Source organism: Kribbella antibiotica (genome assembly GCF_004349055.1).
Classification (GTDB): domain Bacteria; phylum Actinomycetota; class Actinomycetes; order Propionibacteriales; family Kribbellaceae; genus Kribbella; species Kribbella antibiotica.
This window is the reverse complement of record NZ_SMKX01000177.1, coordinates 1-17,096: the sequence shown is the minus strand read 5'-3', so window position 1 is coordinate 17,096 and position 17,096 is coordinate 1. Positions and strand designations below refer to the sequence as shown.

Genomic DNA, 17,096 nt, shown 5'->3' with positions numbered 1-17,096 from the left:
GGCGGGTGGCGGCGTTCACCAGCGGCAGGACTCGGTGGGGGATCTGTTCGGCTAGCGCGATCACTGTGCTGGCACGCTGGATGCCGCTGACCTTGACGACCTGGTCGATGACTCGTTGGAGGTCGGCGTTGGAGCGGGCGACGATGCGGCACCAGAGGTCTTCGGCGCCGGTGATGGTGTGGACTTCCAGGACCTCGGGGATGCGGGCGAGGGCGGCGGCGACGCCGGAGTGGCCGGAGCCTTGTTCGATCTGGAGGGTGGCGAAGGCGGTGACGGGGTAGCCGATGGCGGTGGTGGCGATGTCGGGGCCCCAGCCGCGAACGACGCCGTCGCGGTGCAGGCGGTCGAGGCGAGCCTGGACGGTGCCGCGGGCGACGCCCAGGCGGCGGGACGCCTCCAGTACGCCGACGCGTGGCTCGGCAGCGAACAACTCCAGGATCTGGGCGTCCAGGGCATCGACCGACATGGTGCCTCCCGCAATAGTCAGACTGACCAAATAGTCCAGCAAAGTGCCACCAATACTAGTCAAGCTGCGCAGCAAAACAGAGAACTGTTGCGCAACCTGCATGCCTCCGACCAGGCTCGGCGTACTGATCCGAATGCCAGGAGGCACCATGACCAGCACCGACCTCACCCCCGCAGAGCTCGACGCCGATCTCGACCTTGACCAGCTCAAGCAGCTCGTCGGTCTGGTGCCGTACGACGAGAGCACCGACCCGTTCCCGGTGACCTCGATGGATGCCGTGGTGTTCATCGTCGGCAACGCCACGCAGACCGCGAAGTACTACCAGCTCGCCTTCGGCATGGACCTGGTCGCGTACTCGGGCCCGGAGCACGGCAACAAGGACCACAAGGCGTTCGTCCTGAAGGCAGGCTCGGGCCGCTTCGTCATCACCGGCGGAGTCACCCCGGACAGCCCGCTCAACGACCACCACCGCAAGCACGGCGACGGTGTCTCCGACATCGCGCTCGAGGTGCCGGACGTGGACAAGTGCATCAAGCACGCCCGCGAGCAGGGTGCGACCGTGCTCGAGGAGCCGAACGACGTCACCGACGAGCACGGCACGATCCGTCGCGCGGCCATTGCGGCGTACGGGGACACCCGGCACACGCTGATCGACCGCAGCAAGTACAACGGCCCGTACCTGCCTGGCTTCGTGAAGGCCGAGACCCAGGTCGTGCGCCCGGAAGGCCACCCGAAGCGCCTGTTCCAGGCGATCGACCACGTGGTCGGCAACGTCGAGCTCGGCCGGATGGACGAGTGGGTGACGTTCTACAACAAGGTGATGGGCTTCGTGAACATGGCGGAGTTCGTCGGCGACGACATCGCCACCGACTACTCGGCGCTGATGAGCAAGGTGGTGGCCAACGGCAACCACCGGGTCAAGTTCCCGCTGAACGAGCCGGCGATCGCGAAGAAGAAGTCGCAGATCGACGAGTTCCTCGAGTTCTACGACGGCGCCGGCGCGCAGCACATCGCGCTTGCCACCAACGACATCCTGCGCACCGTCGACATCATGCGGGCCAACGGTGTCGAGTTCCTGGCCACGCCGGACTCGTACTACGAGGACCCCGAGCTGCGGGAGCGGATCGGCCACGTGCGGGTGCCGATCGACGAGCTGCAGTCGCGCAAGATCCTGGTCGACCGCGACGAGGACGGCTACCTGCTGCAGATCTTCATGAAGCCGCTCGGCGACCGGCCGACGGTGTTCTACGAACTGATCGAGCGGCACGGTTCGCTGGGTTTCGGCAAGGGCAACTTCAAGGCCCTGTTCGAGGCGATCGAGCGCGAGCAGGAGCGTCGCGGCAACCTCTGACATCCGATCGCGGCGACCTCTAACGCTTGCCGGTGGCAACAGGTGACGGCGACACGCGCAGTACGGCGTGTCGTCGTCCGATTACCGGAATGACTGTTAAGGCAGGGGTCGTTGGCGTAATGTGCGTTCCTGAGCGTGCGTCGGGGCGTGTGCTCAGGAAGGGTTTCATCATGAGGACTCTGGGCATTCTGCTCAGCACTGCGGGTCTTGTCGGAGCGGGCGCCCTTGCGCTCGTGACCGTGCCGGCCCAAGCCGCCGAGGCGGCCAACTGCACGGTTGTGAGCCAGGAGGACGCGTCGATGCTGCGCGGAAACCGGCCACCCAGCTGGGGCAAGGTCTACGTGTTCAAGGACAGCTGCGGGCGATTCTGGGCCGAGGTCCGGATGGATTCGAAGCTGCCGGCCAACGCGAGAGCCAATGCCTTCCTGGTCCAGCGCGGCGGCCGCACCTGGGACTGCGGCAGCGGCAACGGCTTGGTGAAAGAGAACGAAAGTAGCTGCTTCACGCAGAAGGTGCGGGGCGCCGACGGCGCTCGCTTCCGTGCCTACGGTGCCGAGTACCAGAACTACGGCGGCGGTTATACCGAGCTCGGCAAGAACTACACCAAGTACATCCGCTGATTCGGACACCGGTGACCAGCGCCAAACCGCGGCCAGAACACTAGGCTCGCAGTATGGCTGATGTAGTCGAAGAGCTTCGGCGGGTTCTCCCGCCGGAGGCGCTGGTGACCGATCCGGACCGGATGGAGAGTTTCCGGTACGACCGGGCCATGTTCTGCCCGGCCGGAATGCCGGCTGCCGTCGTACTGGCGCGCGAGACGGCCCACGTCCAGGCGGCCGTCCGGGTCGCTGCCGCGGCCGGGGTGCCGATCGTCCCGCAAGGAGCGCGATCAGGCCTGTCCGGAGCGGCGAACGCAGTCGACGGCTGCATCGTGATCTCGCTGGAGAAGATGGACAAGATCCTCGCGATCGAGCCCATCGACCGGTACGTCGTCACGCAGCCGGGCGTCTTCAACGCCGTGCTGTCGCGCGCTGTGGCCGAGCAAGGGCTGTTCTACCCACCGGATCCGTCCAGCTGGGAGTTCTGTTCGATCGGCGGCAACCTCTCCACGAACTCCGGCGGTCTGTGCTGCGTGAAGTACGGCGTGACCACGGACTATGTGCTCGGCCTGGAGGTGGTTCTGGCCGACGGCCGGATCCTGCGCACCGGGCGGAAGACAGTGAAGGGCGTGGCCGGCTACGACCTGACCAAGCTGATTGTCGGCAGCGAGGGGACGCTCGGGATCATCACTGAGGCGACCCTGGCGCTGCGTCCGCAGGCGGCCAGCCCGCGGACGATGGCGGCGCTGTTCGGCAGCGGCGTCGCCGCTGGCGAGGCGATCGTCGAGATCATCCGCAGTGGCGTCTCGCTGAGCCTGCTGGAGATCATGGACCGTACGACGATCTCCGCCGTGAACTCGTACAAGCGGATGGATCTGCCGACCGAGGCGGCGGCAATGCTGATCGCCCAGTCCGATGCCGGTGGTGAGGCGGGCGCGGCTGATGTCGCCGCGGTGGCCAAGCTCTGCCGCGACAACGGGGCAATCGAGTGCATCGAGGCGGACGACCCGGCTGAGGGCGAGTTGCTGCTGGAGGCCCGCCGGGCCGCGCTGGTGGCGCTCGACCAACTCGGTACGACGATGATCGACGACGTCTGTGTCCCGCGGTCGCGGCTGGCCGACTTCATCGGGGCCGTCGAGAGGCTGTCGACCGAGCTCGACATCACTATCGGTGTTCTCGGCCATGCCGGTGACGGCAACATGCATCCGACGGTGGTCTTCGACGCGGCGGATCCGAGCCAGGCCGAGCGGGCGCAGATCGCGTTCGACCGAGTGATGGAGATCGGGCTTGCGCTCGGTGGCACCATCACCGGGGAACATGGGATCGGTGTCCTGAAGCGGCGCTGGCTGGCCGAGGAGATCGGTCCGGTCGCGATCGACGTACACCGCGCTATCAAGGCCGCGTTGGACCCTGGGAATCTGCTGAATCCCGGGAAAGTCACGGAGGATCTGGCGCTGTGACCCAACCGCAACGGAACTGCCGGGGCCATTCGATGTCCATGGCCGTCCAATGTGACGTCGGCCGAGCACTATGGAAGGTAGTTATTGAAGCTCCCGGGGGAACCATCGATGAGGCAGGGTAGGAGGCGCCCTATGCGCATGCAGCGCCTACTGGCCCCTGCCGTCGCGGTTGTGGCCTCGCTGGCCGCGGTGGTCGTGCTGACTGCGTGCGGGAGCGGTAGCGGCCTGCGCGTCGAGGGCGCCGAGCCCAGCGAGGGAAGCTCTGTGATCCCGCCGGTGCCTGCGACCTCAGCAACCACCTCTCCCGGGGTGCTGAAAACGCCGCCCGTGCCGCTGGTCCCACTGGCTCAGGTCAGGACAAAGTTGCTCGCCGATCGGGGGCTGGATGGCACCGCTCGCGGGGTGCTCACGAATTGCACGGTGATTTCGCGTTGCCTCAGGCAGGGTCCGACCGTTGATGTTATGCACAACGGTATTCCTCAGCAGGTCGTCTATATCCATACCCTGGAAAAGTTCGTGTTCGGCGCCTTCCTGATCGCGCTCGAACCGGCCGGCCCGCGGCGGATCTGGAGCCTGCGAGTGGATCAGCCGACGATCAAAGCTAGTCCCCAGGGTGACCTGGTGGTCGAGTCACCGACCTTCACGACGGAAGACAAGAGCTGCTGCCCCTCCGGGAGCAAGGCCGAGGTCTACCGTTGGGACGGTCGGCAGATGACCAGGGTGAGCTCAACGGACCAAAAGGGAGACTGAAGTTCGGTGGTACCGGAAGAACCGGCAGCGCGCATTCTCATGGTCGAGGACGACGCGGTGATCCGTGAGGCAACACAGTTGACCCTTGAGCGGCACGGCTACGACGTGACCACGGCCGAGGACGGCCTGGAAGCGATCGAGCGATTCGAGAAGATCCATCCCGATGTGGTGATGCTGGACATCATGCTGCCCGGGCTGGACGGGATCTCGGTGTGCCGCCGGATCCGGGAGACGAGCACGGTCCCGATCGTGATGGTGTCCGCGCGCGGTGACGCGCTGGATGTCGTCCTCGGGCTCGAGGCGGGTGCCGACGACTACGTCACCAAGCCGTTCGACACCCAGGTCCTGGTGGCCAGACTGCGGGCCGTGCTGCGGCGTGCAGTCTCCGACCCAGAGCGCCCGACCCCGGCTGCGGGGTCCGGCGTCGAGTCGTTCGGTGACCTGGAGCTGGATCGGGAGGCATTGGAGGTGCGGCGCAGTGGTGCGACCGTGCAGCTGACGCCGACCGAGCTCAAGCTCCTGATCGAGTTCGCGAACAACCCGGGTGTGGTGCTCAGCCGGTCCACGCTGCTGCAGCGGGTCTGGGACTACGAGTGGGGCGGCGACGGTCGTCTCGTCGACGTCCACCTGCAGCGTCTGAGGACCAAGATCGGTGCCGACCGCATCGAAACGGTTCGCGGATTCGGATACAAGCTCCGAGCGTGACATGGGCCTGAGGGGAAAACTCGGGCTGATCTTCCTGCTGGTTTCGGCGCTCGCCATTCTGGTCCTGTGTGTTGCTGTCTACACACAGGCCCAGTCGGCGCGGCTGGACCGGACGCGGAGCTTTGCCGACGAGCGTGTGCAGCTCGCCGCGCAGAGCTACGACCAGTCCGGGGTCCCGGTCTTCGGGGCGGAGCTGGACGATCCGGACCTGCCGCCGCAGTTGCGGGCGGCGGTCATGGAGGGGAAGCGGGCGACCTTCAAGACCGGTTCGCCGAACGCGAAGATGTGGGCGGCGGTCACCGTCAAGGACGGCAAGACCCTCTCGATCGTGCAGGACTACCAGACCACCGACGACTCGATGCGGGCGCTGCAGCAGGCTCTCATCCTCGGCGGGCTGGGGACGGTCGGTCTGGTCGCGCTCGTCAGCGTGATCCTGGCCGGAGGTCTGTCCAAGCGGATCGTCGCCGTCGCCGGGACCGCACGCCGGATCGCCGCGGGTGATCTGGATGCGTCGGCGACCGAGGCGGTCGGCAAGAGCAAGGACGAGGTGGCGTCGCTGGCCGCGGCGCTGGACACGATGGCGAGCTCACTGCGCGGCCAGTTGGAGGCGGAGCGCCGCTTCACCGCCGATGTCGCTCACGATCTCCGTACGCCGGTCACGGGGCTCACGACGGCCGCCGAACTGCTGCCGCCCGGCCGGCCGAGTGAGCTGGTCCGCGACCGGGCCAAGGTGCTGCGACGCCTGGTCGAGGACCTGCTGGAGATCGCCCGGTTCGACTCGGGTGTGGAGCAAGCCGATCTGGAGCTGGTCGGACTCGGCGCGTTCGTCGGATCCGCCGTCGGCCGGTTGCGGATGCAGCAGTCGCTGGCGCCCGACAGCGTCGTCGTACAGATCAATGGGAAGGACGAGACGGTCTCGACCGACTCGCGCCGGATCGAACGCATCCTGGCGAACCTGATCGTCAACGGCCTGCGCCACGGCCGTCCGCCGATCGAGGTCTCGGTCACCGGCCGCGTCGTCGAGGTCGTTGACCACGGCAACGGCTATCCGGAGGAATTGATTGCCGAGGGCCCCCGACGGTTCCGGTCCGGGATGGCCGAGCGCGGGGTCGGGCACGGCCTCGGTCTCACCATCGCCGCCGGCCACGCCAAGGTGCTCGGCGCCGAGCTCACCTTCGGCACCGCCCCCAACGGCGGCGCACTGGCGCGGCTGGTGCTGCCCGCACTGGAGACCAGCGTCTAATACCTGTCGCTCAGCTGGTCTGCACTGGGATTTCCCAGTGCAGCAAGGGAATTGGCTGAGACGGAACTGCAACACAACCTCTTGCGAAGTCAGGGCGTCTCTATTGGTGAAAGGCTCACCGAGGGCCTGATCAACGAGGGGAAAAATAACATCATGCGTAACCGTTCGCAGTTCGTCCGTCGTACCGCCGCCGCCGTTGCGGGTCTCGCTCTTGCCGCCACCGGCTTCGGTGTCGCCGGCGCACTGCAGGCCAACGCCGCGGACGTGAAGCCCGCCGCAGCCACCCAGCCGGCCGTTGCCAAGACGGTTTCCATCAAGTCCGACAAGGCCACGGCCAAGGTCTGGACGAAGGTCTCGTTCTCCGGCAAGACCACCGGGATCGCCAAGAACACGGTCGTCCAGGTGCAGCGCTTCGAGAACAACAAGTGGGTCAACTTCCCGGCCACCACCAAGGTGACCTCGAGCAGCACCTACTCGGTCTGGGTCCAGAGCGGCCGCACCGGCGTCAACAAGTTCCGCGTCGTCGCCGCCAACACCGCCAGCGCAGCGGTCTCCGTCAACATCACCAAGTGATCTGACAAACATCAGCGGCGCCCAGCTCCTCTCGGGGGAGTGCTGGGCGCCGCTTGTTTGTTCTCCTACCGGGTGCCGTAGACGTTGAGTTCGGCGGCGGAGCCGAAGACGGCGCCGTTCAGGGAACTCGTACCGACGAACTTCACGTAGCGGCCGGCGACGGTCGGGAAGTCGACGCGCTGTACGGCGGTCGAGTTCGGGAACTGGCCGGTGGCGACCGGGGATCCCCAGGTCTGGCCGTCGGGGCTGACGTAGATCTCGTAGCCCTTGAACATCCCGTTCGTCCCGGACTGCCGCGGTAGGTAGCCGAGCCCGTTCACCTGGTACGTCGACCCTAGGTCGAGCGTCAGGTGATGCGGGAAGGTGGCCGGGGTGCTGACCTCGGACCAGGCGGAATGCCAGAGCGTGCTGGGATTCCCGTCCAGCACAGCCGCAGCTGCGCCGCCGGTTCCGGTGTCCTCGCTGCTCACTTCGGCAATCTTGATCCGCGACTGCGGCACGATCCCCGGCGGCAAGACACTCGCCTCCGCTGTCGCCGTCGACGGTCCACCCGTTGCCGTCAGCACGTACTTTCCTTCAGCAGTTCCAGCCGGCGGCGTGACATCCCAGGTCGTCTTCACCGTGGCGCCAGCGGCAACCGAGCTGTACGTCGCTGGTGAGGTCGCCGTGAAAGTCCATCCGGCCGGGCCGGTCAGACCGAGCGTGATGTCGGCCGCGGCCGTGACATCGTTGTTGGTGAACGCCGTCGTGACCGTATTCGCCTCGCCTGAGACCAGACCGCTCGTTCCCGTGATCGCCACCGACGTGCAGTCGGCCGGCTCAGACGTCGTACCGAGGTCGGTGACCGCGAAGTTGTCGATGACGAAGTCGGTCTGGTCGCCGCCGTCGGTCAGTTTGCGCAGTCCGACCCAGTTATCGCCACCGCATCCGGCCACGAACTCCTGCCCGAACGTTGCCTTGGTCCGCTGCTCGCCGATCAGCGTCGACTTGATCTCAACCGAGGCCGGCCGGTCCGCCCCGTGCACCCAGGCGTACTGCCCAGCGCGGCCACTCTCGTAGTCGAAGCTGACGTTGTACTTGTGCCCCGGCTGGAAGTTCACCGTCCACGGCGCCGTCCGATAGACCAGCCCCTCGTTCTCCTCATGCGACTTGAGCGACCACTCACCACCCAGTACGTCGTCGATCAGCTTCCCGTTCCATCCGGCCTGCGTGTACGGCGCATGCTTGCGCGCCAGCACAGTTCGCGGATCGGTCACGCCACCGGCGTCACCCTTCACGAACGGTCCCCAGCCCTGATCCACATTCTCGAAGTCGTCAACCAGCCCAGCGGCCGGCCGAGTCGTCTCCATCACCCGTACGTCGTCAATCCGCACCTTGGCGGCACCGGCGGCGGCACCGATGGTCAGCGAAGCAGTCGACCCCTTGGCGGTGAAGACGACCCGAGCCCGCTGGTAGTACGCGTCGCGCTTGTCATCGGAGGCGACCTGGTTCTTCGCAGTCGACCGCACCACTGTGTTGCGAACGCCGTCCACCGAGATCGTGGTCGGGCGGGACTTCCCCGGCTCAACCTCGATCCAGGCCGAGGCGCTGTACGTCTTGCCGCGCGTCAGTCCGGTGATCCGCTGCGTCAGCGATGAGGTGCGAGTGCCGAGCGAGGCGACATGCTGCCCGTTGGCCAGCGTGTCGATCGTCGTGCCACGGGATGCGTTCCAGGCCTTGAGATTCCCGGCGTTGAAGCCCGGGTCCTGCAGGTGGGTGCCGTCGCCGAAGTTCGGGGCCTTCGGGGCCGGCGCGGCGATCGGGTACAGGACGTAGGGCTGACCGGCAGTCGCGTCCAAGGTGACCGAGCCGTGGTTGGCGCGAACCGTGCCGACCTTCACTCGGCCGGTGTCAGTCAGCTTGTAGACGCCGAACGACGGAACCTTGGCCAGGGCGGCCGGCACGGTCCAGGTCGTGCTGCCGCCGGTCGGGTTGTAGTGGTACAGCTTCTTGTTCCCGTCCCACGGCAGCAGGTACTTGTCACCATCGAGCACCTTCGCATTCCCGACGTACAGGCTGCGCTTTCCATCGACGACCGATCCGCGGACCCCGCCGGTGAAGCTGATCTCGCCGGAGTTCCAGTCGGTGATCTTCTGCTGCTGCAGGAACTTGGTCGGCAGGTTCTTCTGCCAGATATTCGCGTAGAACTTGTTCCAGTCCACCTCGCCGGTCCAGCCCTCGAACTCGACCAGGCTGGCCTGACCCAGGATCGGGTCGTTGTTCCAGACATCCTTCTCGTCGTTGCGGACGAATCGGATGATCTGCGAGTTCAGGCCCTTGTTGGTGGGGCCGCCGTAGTCGAGGTCGTTGGCCCAGTGCGACCAGAGCGAGGTGCGCTCGTGCCGATCGGCCCACTCGGTCGCGATCTGCCAGCCCTGCGTGCCGAGCTGCCGGGTCAGGCCGTCGGCCAGCCAGCCGGACTGGTAGTAGACGTCGATGTAGAGCTCTTGAAGGTTCTTGTCGGTCTCGTCACGCAGTTGCTGGAACCGCTTGACGATGTTGCCCGAGGCAAGGTCCGGGCGCTGCTTGATGTAGTAGCTCTGGTTCAGCCAGTTCCAGCCCTTGGCGTTCTTGTCGACCAGGTCCTCGCTGAAGGCGTTCGCCTCCGGGTAGGACTCGGTCGCGTTCACGTGCACGCCGAAGCCGGTGTTCCAGGCCTTGCCCTTCTTCAGCAGCGTGTTCAGGTCGGCGAGCCCACCTGCGCGGAGGTTGTAGTTGCCGCCGTAGTCCGGCTGCGCGGAGTCGTGGCCTTCGGAGCCGTAGCCCTTGAGGATCGCCATCTGCCCGAGTCCGTCGGTCGACAGCGAGATCCGCTTGACGTCGTCCAGCGTGCGCAGGAACGGATGCGTCGCCTGGCTCGCGAAGTTGAACGGAATGTGCGTGATGACGCGGTTCTTGACCTGGTCGCCACCCTGCGGCTCGGTCATGATCGACCGGAACGCAATCGCGCCGTCCTGCCAGTCAACCGACTTGTCCTTATTGGCGTCCGGTGTCACAACAACCTTTGCCCAAGGCAACGGCTCCGTGGACGGCGAGGTGTCGGCGCGGTAGGTCCATTGCCCACTCCACACGCCGACCCGGGTGCTCCCGTCGGTCCCCTTCCGTGCGCGATGCCAGAACCGGGCGCCGTCGTCGACGGACTGGCCAGCCGGCTTGTCGTAGACCGAGTTCGACTCGATCCCCGCCGCCAGGCCGCTGGTGTTCACGAACGCGTACGTCGCTCCCACCGCGGCCGCATCAGCTGGAGTCGTGGAACTGACCGGAGCGATCTTGTCCGCCGTCCGGGTGGAGTCCGGGTCCAGTGTGGTGAACGCGGTCGTCGCGCCGGTGTCCGTGCTCGCCACCGAGACCAGATCATGGTCCGGGATGTCGATCGTGTGCACTCGACTGGTCTCGGTGTCACGGACCGCATCGATGCGGAACGTCGTGACCCGACCGGCCAGGCTCAGACTCGCGTCGAGCTCCACGCCGGGCAGCGCGTCAAAAGCCAGCTTGTACGACGCCTTGCCGCCACTGACCGTCGGCGGGTCGACCAGGTGCGCGGTCCGCGCGACCCCGTCGATCGTGACCGCCGACAAGGTCTCGGCCCGCCCGGTGAGGGCCTGGCCGGACGCGTTCTCGACGTACTTGATCACCCGGGGAAAGTCTGTTCCCACGGTGACCGTCAACTCCCGCGACCGCAGCGTCAGATCGCCCACGGCCTGCGCGCCGGCCGGCGCGGCGAGCACCCCGGCGACGAGCGCTGACACCAGCACTCCACACCCTACTGAACGTTTCATGCGCAGAAATTTCGCACGTAAGCGCTAATCAGTCAAGAGAAACGAACACTTATGAACATTTTGAACCCTCGGCGTCTCGGAAAGAAAATTGCCGTTGTCTACCCGCGCAACGGTTGAAAGCTTCCCAAGACGGTGCTTAGCTGTCGCGACAAGTAGCCGACCGGCTACGCATTCCTAGCGAAGGGTCGCCCCACCATGAGCCCCACCGCATTCGATCTGGACATTGACGTCGTACCGGCCACCGACCCGTCCCTGACCCGGCCCGCCCAGCCGGGCGACGCCCGTGAGGTGGACGAGAAGAGCGGCCTGACCCCCACCACCAGGAACACCTACGCGGTCGGTATCGCCGCATGCGTCCCCTGCTGCTGACGATCGTCGACTGACGACGTGCCGCCGACGGACAGGTTCCGGCCCGGCGGGTTCGCGGTGCTGCGGCTGGCAGGCGCACCAGTTGCCGCCGCAGCACCGACGCGAACCGCCCCCGACCCGGAGACCGCCACCGTTGCGCAGCTCCGCGACTACCTCGCCGACCTGTACGCCGACGAGCGGCTCCGCGAGGCGGTCGAGCTCTCGAGCCCGTCGTTGACCACTGCCGTCCGCAAGCTGCTCGCAGCGGAGACGCCCGAGCGCGGCAAGCTGGAACGGGCGGTCCTCGCCTCGTCGCGGTACCTGTTGCGGATGACCGGTCGGCCGACTCCGTTCGGGTTGCTGGCCGGCGTGGCTCCGGTGCGGTTCGGGGAGTCGGCGAAGGTGCGGATCGGAGCCGACCACACCCGCGTTGTGCACGCGGATTCCGCCTGGCTGTTCGAGGAACGGCGTACCGAGGTGCCCGAGCGAGTGGTGGCGAACAACCTCGTCGAGGTTCGCGGCGATCGGGTTGTCCTGCAGTATCTGCGCAAACTCACCGACGAGCGTCCAGGTCGGCAGCTGTCTGTCGCCAACTCGCCGGCCGTCCGCCTGATCCGCACCGCGGCCCGCCGTCCGATCGAGTACGCCGTACTGCGCGGCCAGCTCCTGGATGCGCATCCGGAGGCGACGCCCGAGCACGCCGACCAGATCCTCCGCCAGCTCTTGGACCGCGAGATCCTGCTGGCCGACCACGGGCCGAAGGCGGCCACCGGGACGGTGCAGGTCGATCTCCGGATGGACGTAGACCTGCAACTGCCTCAGGAGGTCGCGGCCGAGGCTGCCCGGGCGGCCGAGGTGCTGTGGCGGCTGTCGCCGCCAGGGGACGGGCTGCCGGACCTCACGACGTACCACCTGGAGTTCCTCGATCGCTACGGAACTGACCGCGTGGTGCCGGTCCTCGAGTTGCTCGACCCGCACGTCGGCCTCGGCCCGCCTGCCGACTACCGCATCCCTTTCGGTGAGCGACCCGGCCGGGCTGCGCCCACCGCAACTCATCCGGAACTGCGCGACCAGATCCTCGCCGCTGCGCTCGGCGACCACCAAGGCGAGCTGGTCCTCGATGACGCGCTGATCGACCAGCTGGCCGGTACGTCGGGCGATCGGCCACCGGACTCGCTCGACCTGTGTGCCCAGCTGTTCGCCGACTCGGCCGAGGCGGTGGACCGGGGCGACTTCTTGCTCTCGGCAACTAGTGGGTCGATCGCCGCGGGCGCGATGCTCGGCCGGTTCGCGACCATGCTCGGTCTCGAGGACGAGTTGACCGAGCTCCTCGGTAAGACTCCGGATCCGCTGCCGGTACAGCTGCAGTTCCAGCCGTTCGAACCGCGCTTCGGCAACGTCCTGCGCGAGCCACGGCTGCTGCCGCACGTGCTTCCGGTCGGCACCTTTGCTGATCCCGACGATCCGGCCGTGATCGACGTCCGTGACGTTGCTGTCGGCACCACCGGTGAGCGGCTCTACCTGTTGTCCACGAAACTCGGCCGCGAGCTGACTGTCATCCGTCCGAACATGATCAACGTAGTCACGGCGGCGCCCAATGCGGCCCGCTTCCTGGCTGCGGTCGGGCTGGCGGGACGTCGGTTCTGGTCGCCGTGGCAGTGGGGCCGGTTGGCGGTCCTCCCGCGGTTGCCTCGCGTTCGCGTCGGTCGCACGATCTTGGCGCCGGCTTTGTGGCGCGTGGATCCGACGCTGGCGCAGAGCGTCGAGTGGGATGCAGCCCTCGATCGTTGGCGGGAACGGTGGCAGGTGCCGGACGTCGTCCGGGTCACGGTCCTCGACCATCACCTCGACCTCGATCTGCGCGTCCCGTTGCACCGCAGGCTGTTCCGCGATCAGCTCCGCAAGGAGCCGTCCACGGTGGTCAGCGAGACCCCCGCGCAGTACGGCGCCGGGCTCGGAATCACTGGCGGTCACGCGAACGAACTCGTGGTCCCGATCGTCTCGACCGCCGTACCGGAGGCCGTTGCGCCGAACCCGTCGTGGGCGACCGCGACCGCGCCGCGGATCAGGCATCTGCCGGGCGGCGAGTGGCTCTACGCCAAGGTCTATCTGATGTCCGACCTGCATGACGCGTTCCTGGCCGGGCCGGTCAGCCGGCTCGTCGAGCGGATGAATGTCGACCGCTGGTTCTTCCTGCGCTACGCCGACCCTGACGCGCACCTGCGCCTGCGTTTCCACCATGGCGATCCGGCTGTCCTGCATGACTGGGCTCGGGAGATGGCCGACCTCGGCCTGATTCGCACGATGGTCCTGGATGAGTATGAGCCCGAGACTGTCCGGTACGGCGGGCCCGAGGTGCTGGAAGCGGCTGAGAACCTGTTCTGTGCCGATAGTCGCGCTGTCGTCGACCAGTTGCAGCAGCGAGCGCGTGGGCAACTCCAGTTACCGATCGAATCGCTAACCGCTCTGAACTATCTCAACCTGCTGGATGATCTCGGCGACCTCGAAGAGTGGTTCGTCGATACCTATCCGATCGAGCTGTCCAACGCGTTGCCAACACCGGAACGGACGGCGTTTCTCCATCTTTTTAACGACTTCGCGGCACTCGATTGCTGGCAGCAACGAACCGCGGCAGCTCGTGCGTACGGCGAGGCTGTCGCGTCGAACAGGCAAGCTGTGATGAGCGTTCTGCATCTGCACGCCAACCGGTTGCTCGGGATGGACCGTTCCGCCGAGAACCGCGCGTACGGGTTGCTTCGGGTGGCGTTGCGTCGACAGCTCGACCGAAGGAGGCACAGCCGATGACGAGCGATGTGGCTGGGATCGTCGCCGAACTGGCCGATCGCTTGCGCGACCCCGAGGCGGTGATTGCGGCGACGACGGCCAATGGCGAGGTGATCGACGTCGCTGATCTCCGTTGCCCGCCTTGGGATCCGTCGACGCTGACCAGGGGTCCGGGCGCTCTCGCGGTGCTGTTCTCCGAGCTGGGCGAGCGCGAGGTTGCCCATGACTATCTTCAGCGGACAGTGGAGGCGTCCCGGGGGAGTACCGTCAGCGGTCCGCTCGAAGGGCTCGGTGCGCTGGCGACTGCGACCCGATTGGCTGCTCACGAGCCGGGCGACTACGCGGGCATGCTGGAGCGGCTCGACGGCCGGATGATCGAGCATGCGCGGTGGCTCGTCAGTGTCCAGGCTGCGACGCGACAGGCCGGCGTACCGACGTGTTCGGGCGTCGTCGATGTGGTGAGCGGCCTGAGCGGAGTCGGTCGGTATCTGCTGGCCCGCGAACGGTACGACGTACTCCGCGAAGTGCTGACCAGCCTGGTCTCGTTGCGGGAACCGGTCGTTGTCAACGGCATCCAAGTTCCCGGATGGTGGTTCGACGCGACCGAGAAGACGATGGTCGGACCGGAGTTCGCGCAAGGTCAAGTGAACTTCGGCCTCGCGCACGGAACCCCGGGGCCACTGGCCCTGCTGTCGCTGGCCTGGACGGCGGGAGTTCGCGTCGACGGGCAGGCGGAAGCCGCTGCGGCGATGGCGGACTGGTTGGTGGAATGGCGTGAGAAAGATGCCTGGGGCCACTATTGGACGGCGTACCTGCCGCTGGGGTACTACGCCGATCGGGACGCCGGCGTCACTCCGCAACCCGCGCGTGCCTCCTGGTGCTACGGCGCACCGGCGATCGCGCGGACCCTCGATTTCGCAGCGACCGCCTTCAACCGTCCGGACTGGTCAGCTGCCGGCCTGGATGCCTTCCAATCTTTGCTGAGCCGACCGCGTGCGCAGTGGGGAATCACCGATGATGCGCTCTGCCACGGCTGGGCCGGAATGCTCTACCTGTGCACGCTGTTCGACCGCACACACCCCGACGAGGGCTTCGGCCCGGTCGCCGACGAGATCGCCGCCGACCTGGTCGAGCGCTTCGATCCGGCAGCGCCGTTCGGCTATCGCTACCACCAGCCCATCGCGAACCTGACGCTAGACCTACCCGGCCTGATGGAGGGCGCAGCCGGTATCGCACTTGCCCTAGCCGCCTACCTCAACCCGCCGCGAACCGCCTGGGATTCCGCCCTCCTCCTCAGCTAGCCGCACGAAGCACTGCAGGTAGTACCTCCCGAGAGCATCCGCCGAGCCGGCGGACGCTCTCGGGTACGCGTCGCACGCGACTACCTGCAGCCGCTCGTGCCGCCGGTGCCCGTGCCAGCCGCCGTACTGAGTGGCGCACGAAGGACTGCAGGTAGCACCTCCCTTGCGCGTCCCCCGGGTGGCGGACGCGCTTGGGCACGCGTCGCACGCGACTACCTGCAGTTGTTCGTGCTGCCGGTGCCCGTGCTAGCCGGCGTACTGGGTGGCGCACGAAGGACTGCAGGTAGCACCTCCCGTGCGCGTCCCCCGGGCTGGCGGAGGCGCTGGGGCGGGTGTCGCACGCGACTACCTGCAGTTGTTCGTGCTGCCGGATCACCCGGGTCGACCGAGCCCGCAACGCCCGCGCTGGCCGGGGTGACTGCCTGCAGATGTTCGTGTCGGCGGTGCCCTGCGGGCCGCCGTACGCCTGGGTGCACGAAGGACTGCAGGTAGTGCCTCACCGGCATCTGCCAGCTCGGCGAAATCCCCGCACAAACGACCACTTGCAGTCGCTCGTGCCCCCGATCCCTAGCCGAGCGGGCCCGCGACGCCCGTGCAGGCCGCCATACGGAGGTTGCGCGAAGGACTGCAGGTGGTGGCTCTGGTGAGCGTCCGACAGGGTGGACGGGCCGCTGGGGCGGGTGTCGCACGCGACTACCTGCAGTTGTTCGTGCGGCCAGTTCGCCTCGTTCGACCGAGCGCCAAGGTGGATGTTCGCCCCTGCAGGCCGCCGTACGGGTGGGTGCACGAAGGACTGCAGGTAGTGCCTCACCGGCATCCGTCAGGTCGGCGAAAGACCCCCACGGACGACCACTTGCAGTTGCTCGTGCCGGCGATCCCCCAGCCGAGCGAGCCCGCGGGGCCCGCTAGGCCGCCGTACGGGTGGGTGCGCGAAGGGCTGCAGGTGGTGGCTCTGGCGAGCGTTTTTCAGGGTGGACAGGCGCCGGGGTGGGCGTCACGGGCGACTACTTGCAGTCGCTCGTGCCTTCGCGAGTGAACCCACCGTGCGAATGGAGGTTCGGTGTCGGCGAGTGGAAGGAGTGTGCTGCCGGAAATCGATGTCCAGCAGCACGGTCCGCACAGTCGAGTGCCGTTCGCCGACTGGCGCCACTCGCTGTGCTCGAGTGAACCCACTCGGCGAAAGGCGTCGTCACAGTGGGTTCACTCGCGAGGTCAGGGTGGGTTCAGGGGTCCGTCGCAGGCGCACGGTGGGTTCAGTGGCGCACCAACCAGTACGACGTGCTTCGCTGGACCCGCCTCGTCGCACCGCGGCGAGTGGCACCAGTCGGCGCTCGTACCGCCGGTTCGCCCGGCACGCGCGAACCAACCGCGCCCGATCGTGTCGCGACTACCTGCGGTTGTTCGTGTCGGCGGTGCCCGTGCGGGTCGTGGGCCGGGGTGGCGGCACGAAGGACTGCAGGTAGTGCGTCACCGACGTCCGCCAGCCCGGCGAAACACCTCCACAAACGACTACCTGCAGTCGCTCGTGCTGCCTTTGCCCGGTCGAGCGGGTCCTCGGCGACCGATCGTGCCGCGACTACCTGCGGTTGTTCGTGTCGGCGGTGCCCGTGCGGGTCGTGGGCCGGGGTGGCGGCACGAAGGACTGCAGGTAGTGCGTCACCGACGTCCGCCAGCCCGGCGAAACACCTCCACAAACGA

The 17,096-nt window shown here is 67.1% G+C and carries 12 protein-coding genes; 10 read left to right on the top strand and 2 right to left on the bottom strand.

The genetic code is table 11. The features are described from left to right. On the bottom strand, positions 1–466 hold a 466-nt coding region (locus tag E1263_RS36855; RefSeq protein ID WP_132176080.1), incomplete at its 3' end, for an Lrp/AsnC family transcriptional regulator. Between the two features lie 148 nt (positions 467–614). Between E1263_RS36855 and hppD the strand changes: the two genes are divergently transcribed. The 7 genes from hppD (at position 615) to E1263_RS36820 (ending at position 7,147) form a co-directional block, all read left to right on the top strand. Then, positions 615–1,817 (top strand): 4-hydroxyphenylpyruvate dioxygenase, encoded by a 1,203-nt coding sequence (hppD, locus tag E1263_RS36850; RefSeq protein WP_132176078.1) that lies wholly within the window; start codon positions 615–617, stop codon positions 1,815–1,817. Between the two features lie 170 nt (positions 1,818–1,987). Then, complete coding sequence (locus tag E1263_RS36845) at positions 1,988–2,437, top strand: hypothetical protein (RefSeq protein WP_132176076.1); 450 nt, start codon at positions 1,988–1,990, stop codon at positions 2,435–2,437. A 53-nt stretch (positions 2,438–2,490) separates the two neighbouring features. Further along, positions 2,491–3,876 (top strand): FAD-binding oxidoreductase, encoded by a 1,386-nt coding sequence (locus E1263_RS36840; RefSeq protein WP_132176074.1) that lies wholly within the window; start codon positions 2,491–2,493, stop codon positions 3,874–3,876. Between the two features lie 132 nt (positions 3,877–4,008). Next, positions 4,009–4,626 carry a hypothetical protein gene (locus E1263_RS36835; protein WP_132176072.1) on the top strand — a complete coding sequence of 206 codons (618 nt, stop codon included), beginning with the start codon at positions 4,009–4,011 and terminating at the stop codon, positions 4,624–4,626. Positions 4,627–4,632: 6 nt separating this feature from the next. Next, positions 4,633–5,331: a two-component system response regulator CseB gene (gene cseB, locus E1263_RS36830; RefSeq protein ID WP_132176070.1), complete on the top strand. Its 699-nt coding sequence runs from the start codon at positions 4,633–4,635 to the stop codon at positions 5,329–5,331. A gap of 1 nt (position 5,332) precedes the next feature. Then, complete coding sequence (locus E1263_RS36825; RefSeq protein ID WP_132176068.1) at positions 5,333–6,574, top strand: HAMP domain-containing sensor histidine kinase; 1,242 nt, start codon at positions 5,333–5,335, stop codon at positions 6,572–6,574. A 153-nt stretch (positions 6,575–6,727) separates the two neighbouring features. Then, entirely contained in the window at positions 6,728–7,147 is a 420-nt protein-coding gene (locus E1263_RS36820) for a hypothetical protein (RefSeq protein ID WP_132176066.1), read from the top strand. Between the two features lie 65 nt (positions 7,148–7,212). Here the strand turns inward: E1263_RS36820 and E1263_RS36815 are convergent, their stop codons facing one another. Then, the gene (locus E1263_RS36815; protein ID WP_132176064.1) at positions 7,213–10,965 is read right to left on the bottom strand and encodes an endo-alpha-N-acetylgalactosaminidase family protein; all 3,753 of its coding nucleotides are present in this window, start codon (positions 10,963–10,965) and stop codon (positions 7,213–7,215) included. A gap of 195 nt (positions 10,966–11,160) precedes the next feature. Here E1263_RS36815 and E1263_RS42995 point away from each other — a divergent pair, with 195 nt between their 5' ends. The 3 genes from E1263_RS42995 to E1263_RS36805 are packed head-to-tail and all read left to right on the top strand — an operon-like array spanning position 11,161 to position 15,398. Beyond that, entirely contained in the window at positions 11,161–11,334 is a 174-nt protein-coding gene (locus E1263_RS42995; RefSeq protein ID WP_165956876.1) for a hypothetical protein, read from the top strand. 18 nt (positions 11,335–11,352) lie between these two features. Then, on the top strand, positions 11,353–14,118 hold the full coding sequence (locus E1263_RS36810) for a lantibiotic dehydratase (RefSeq protein ID WP_132176062.1): 2,766 nt from the start codon (positions 11,353–11,355) through the stop codon (positions 14,116–14,118). Continuing rightward, the gene (locus tag E1263_RS36805; protein WP_132176060.1) at positions 14,115–15,398 is read left to right on the top strand and encodes a lanthionine synthetase C family protein; all 1,284 of its coding nucleotides are present in this window, start codon (positions 14,115–14,117) and stop codon (positions 15,396–15,398) included. The genes E1263_RS36810 and E1263_RS36805 overlap by 4 nt, the downstream gene beginning before the upstream one ends. Positions 15,399–17,096 lie beyond the last annotated feature (1,698 nt).

Bases quoted from the DNA above. Each gene is read 5' to 3' on its own strand.
- hppD (WP_132176078.1), top strand. From the start codon at position 615: ATGACCAGCACCGACCTCACCCCCGCAGAGCTCGACGCCGATCTCGAC.
- E1263_RS36845 (WP_132176076.1), top strand. From the start codon at position 1,988: ATGAGGACTCTGGGCATTCTGCTCAGCACTGCGGGTCTTGTCGGAGCG.
- E1263_RS36840 (WP_132176074.1), top strand. From the start codon at position 2,491: ATGGCTGATGTAGTCGAAGAGCTTCGGCGGGTTCTCCCGCCGGAGGCG.
- E1263_RS36835 (WP_132176072.1), top strand. From the start codon at position 4,009: ATGCGCATGCAGCGCCTACTGGCCCCTGCCGTCGCGGTTGTGGCCTCG.
- E1263_RS36825 (WP_132176068.1), top strand. From the start codon at position 5,333: ATGGGCCTGAGGGGAAAACTCGGGCTGATCTTCCTGCTGGTTTCGGCG.
- E1263_RS36820 (WP_132176066.1), top strand. From the start codon at position 6,728: ATGCGTAACCGTTCGCAGTTCGTCCGTCGTACCGCCGCCGCCGTTGCG.
- E1263_RS36815 (WP_132176064.1), bottom strand. From the start codon at position 10,965: ATGAAACGTTCAGTAGGGTGTGGAGTGCTGGTGTCAGCGCTCGTCGCC.
- E1263_RS42995 (WP_165956876.1), top strand. From the start codon at position 11,161: ATGAGCCCCACCGCATTCGATCTGGACATTGACGTCGTACCGGCCACC.
- E1263_RS36805 (WP_132176060.1), top strand. From the start codon at position 14,115: ATGACGAGCGATGTGGCTGGGATCGTCGCCGAACTGGCCGATCGCTTG.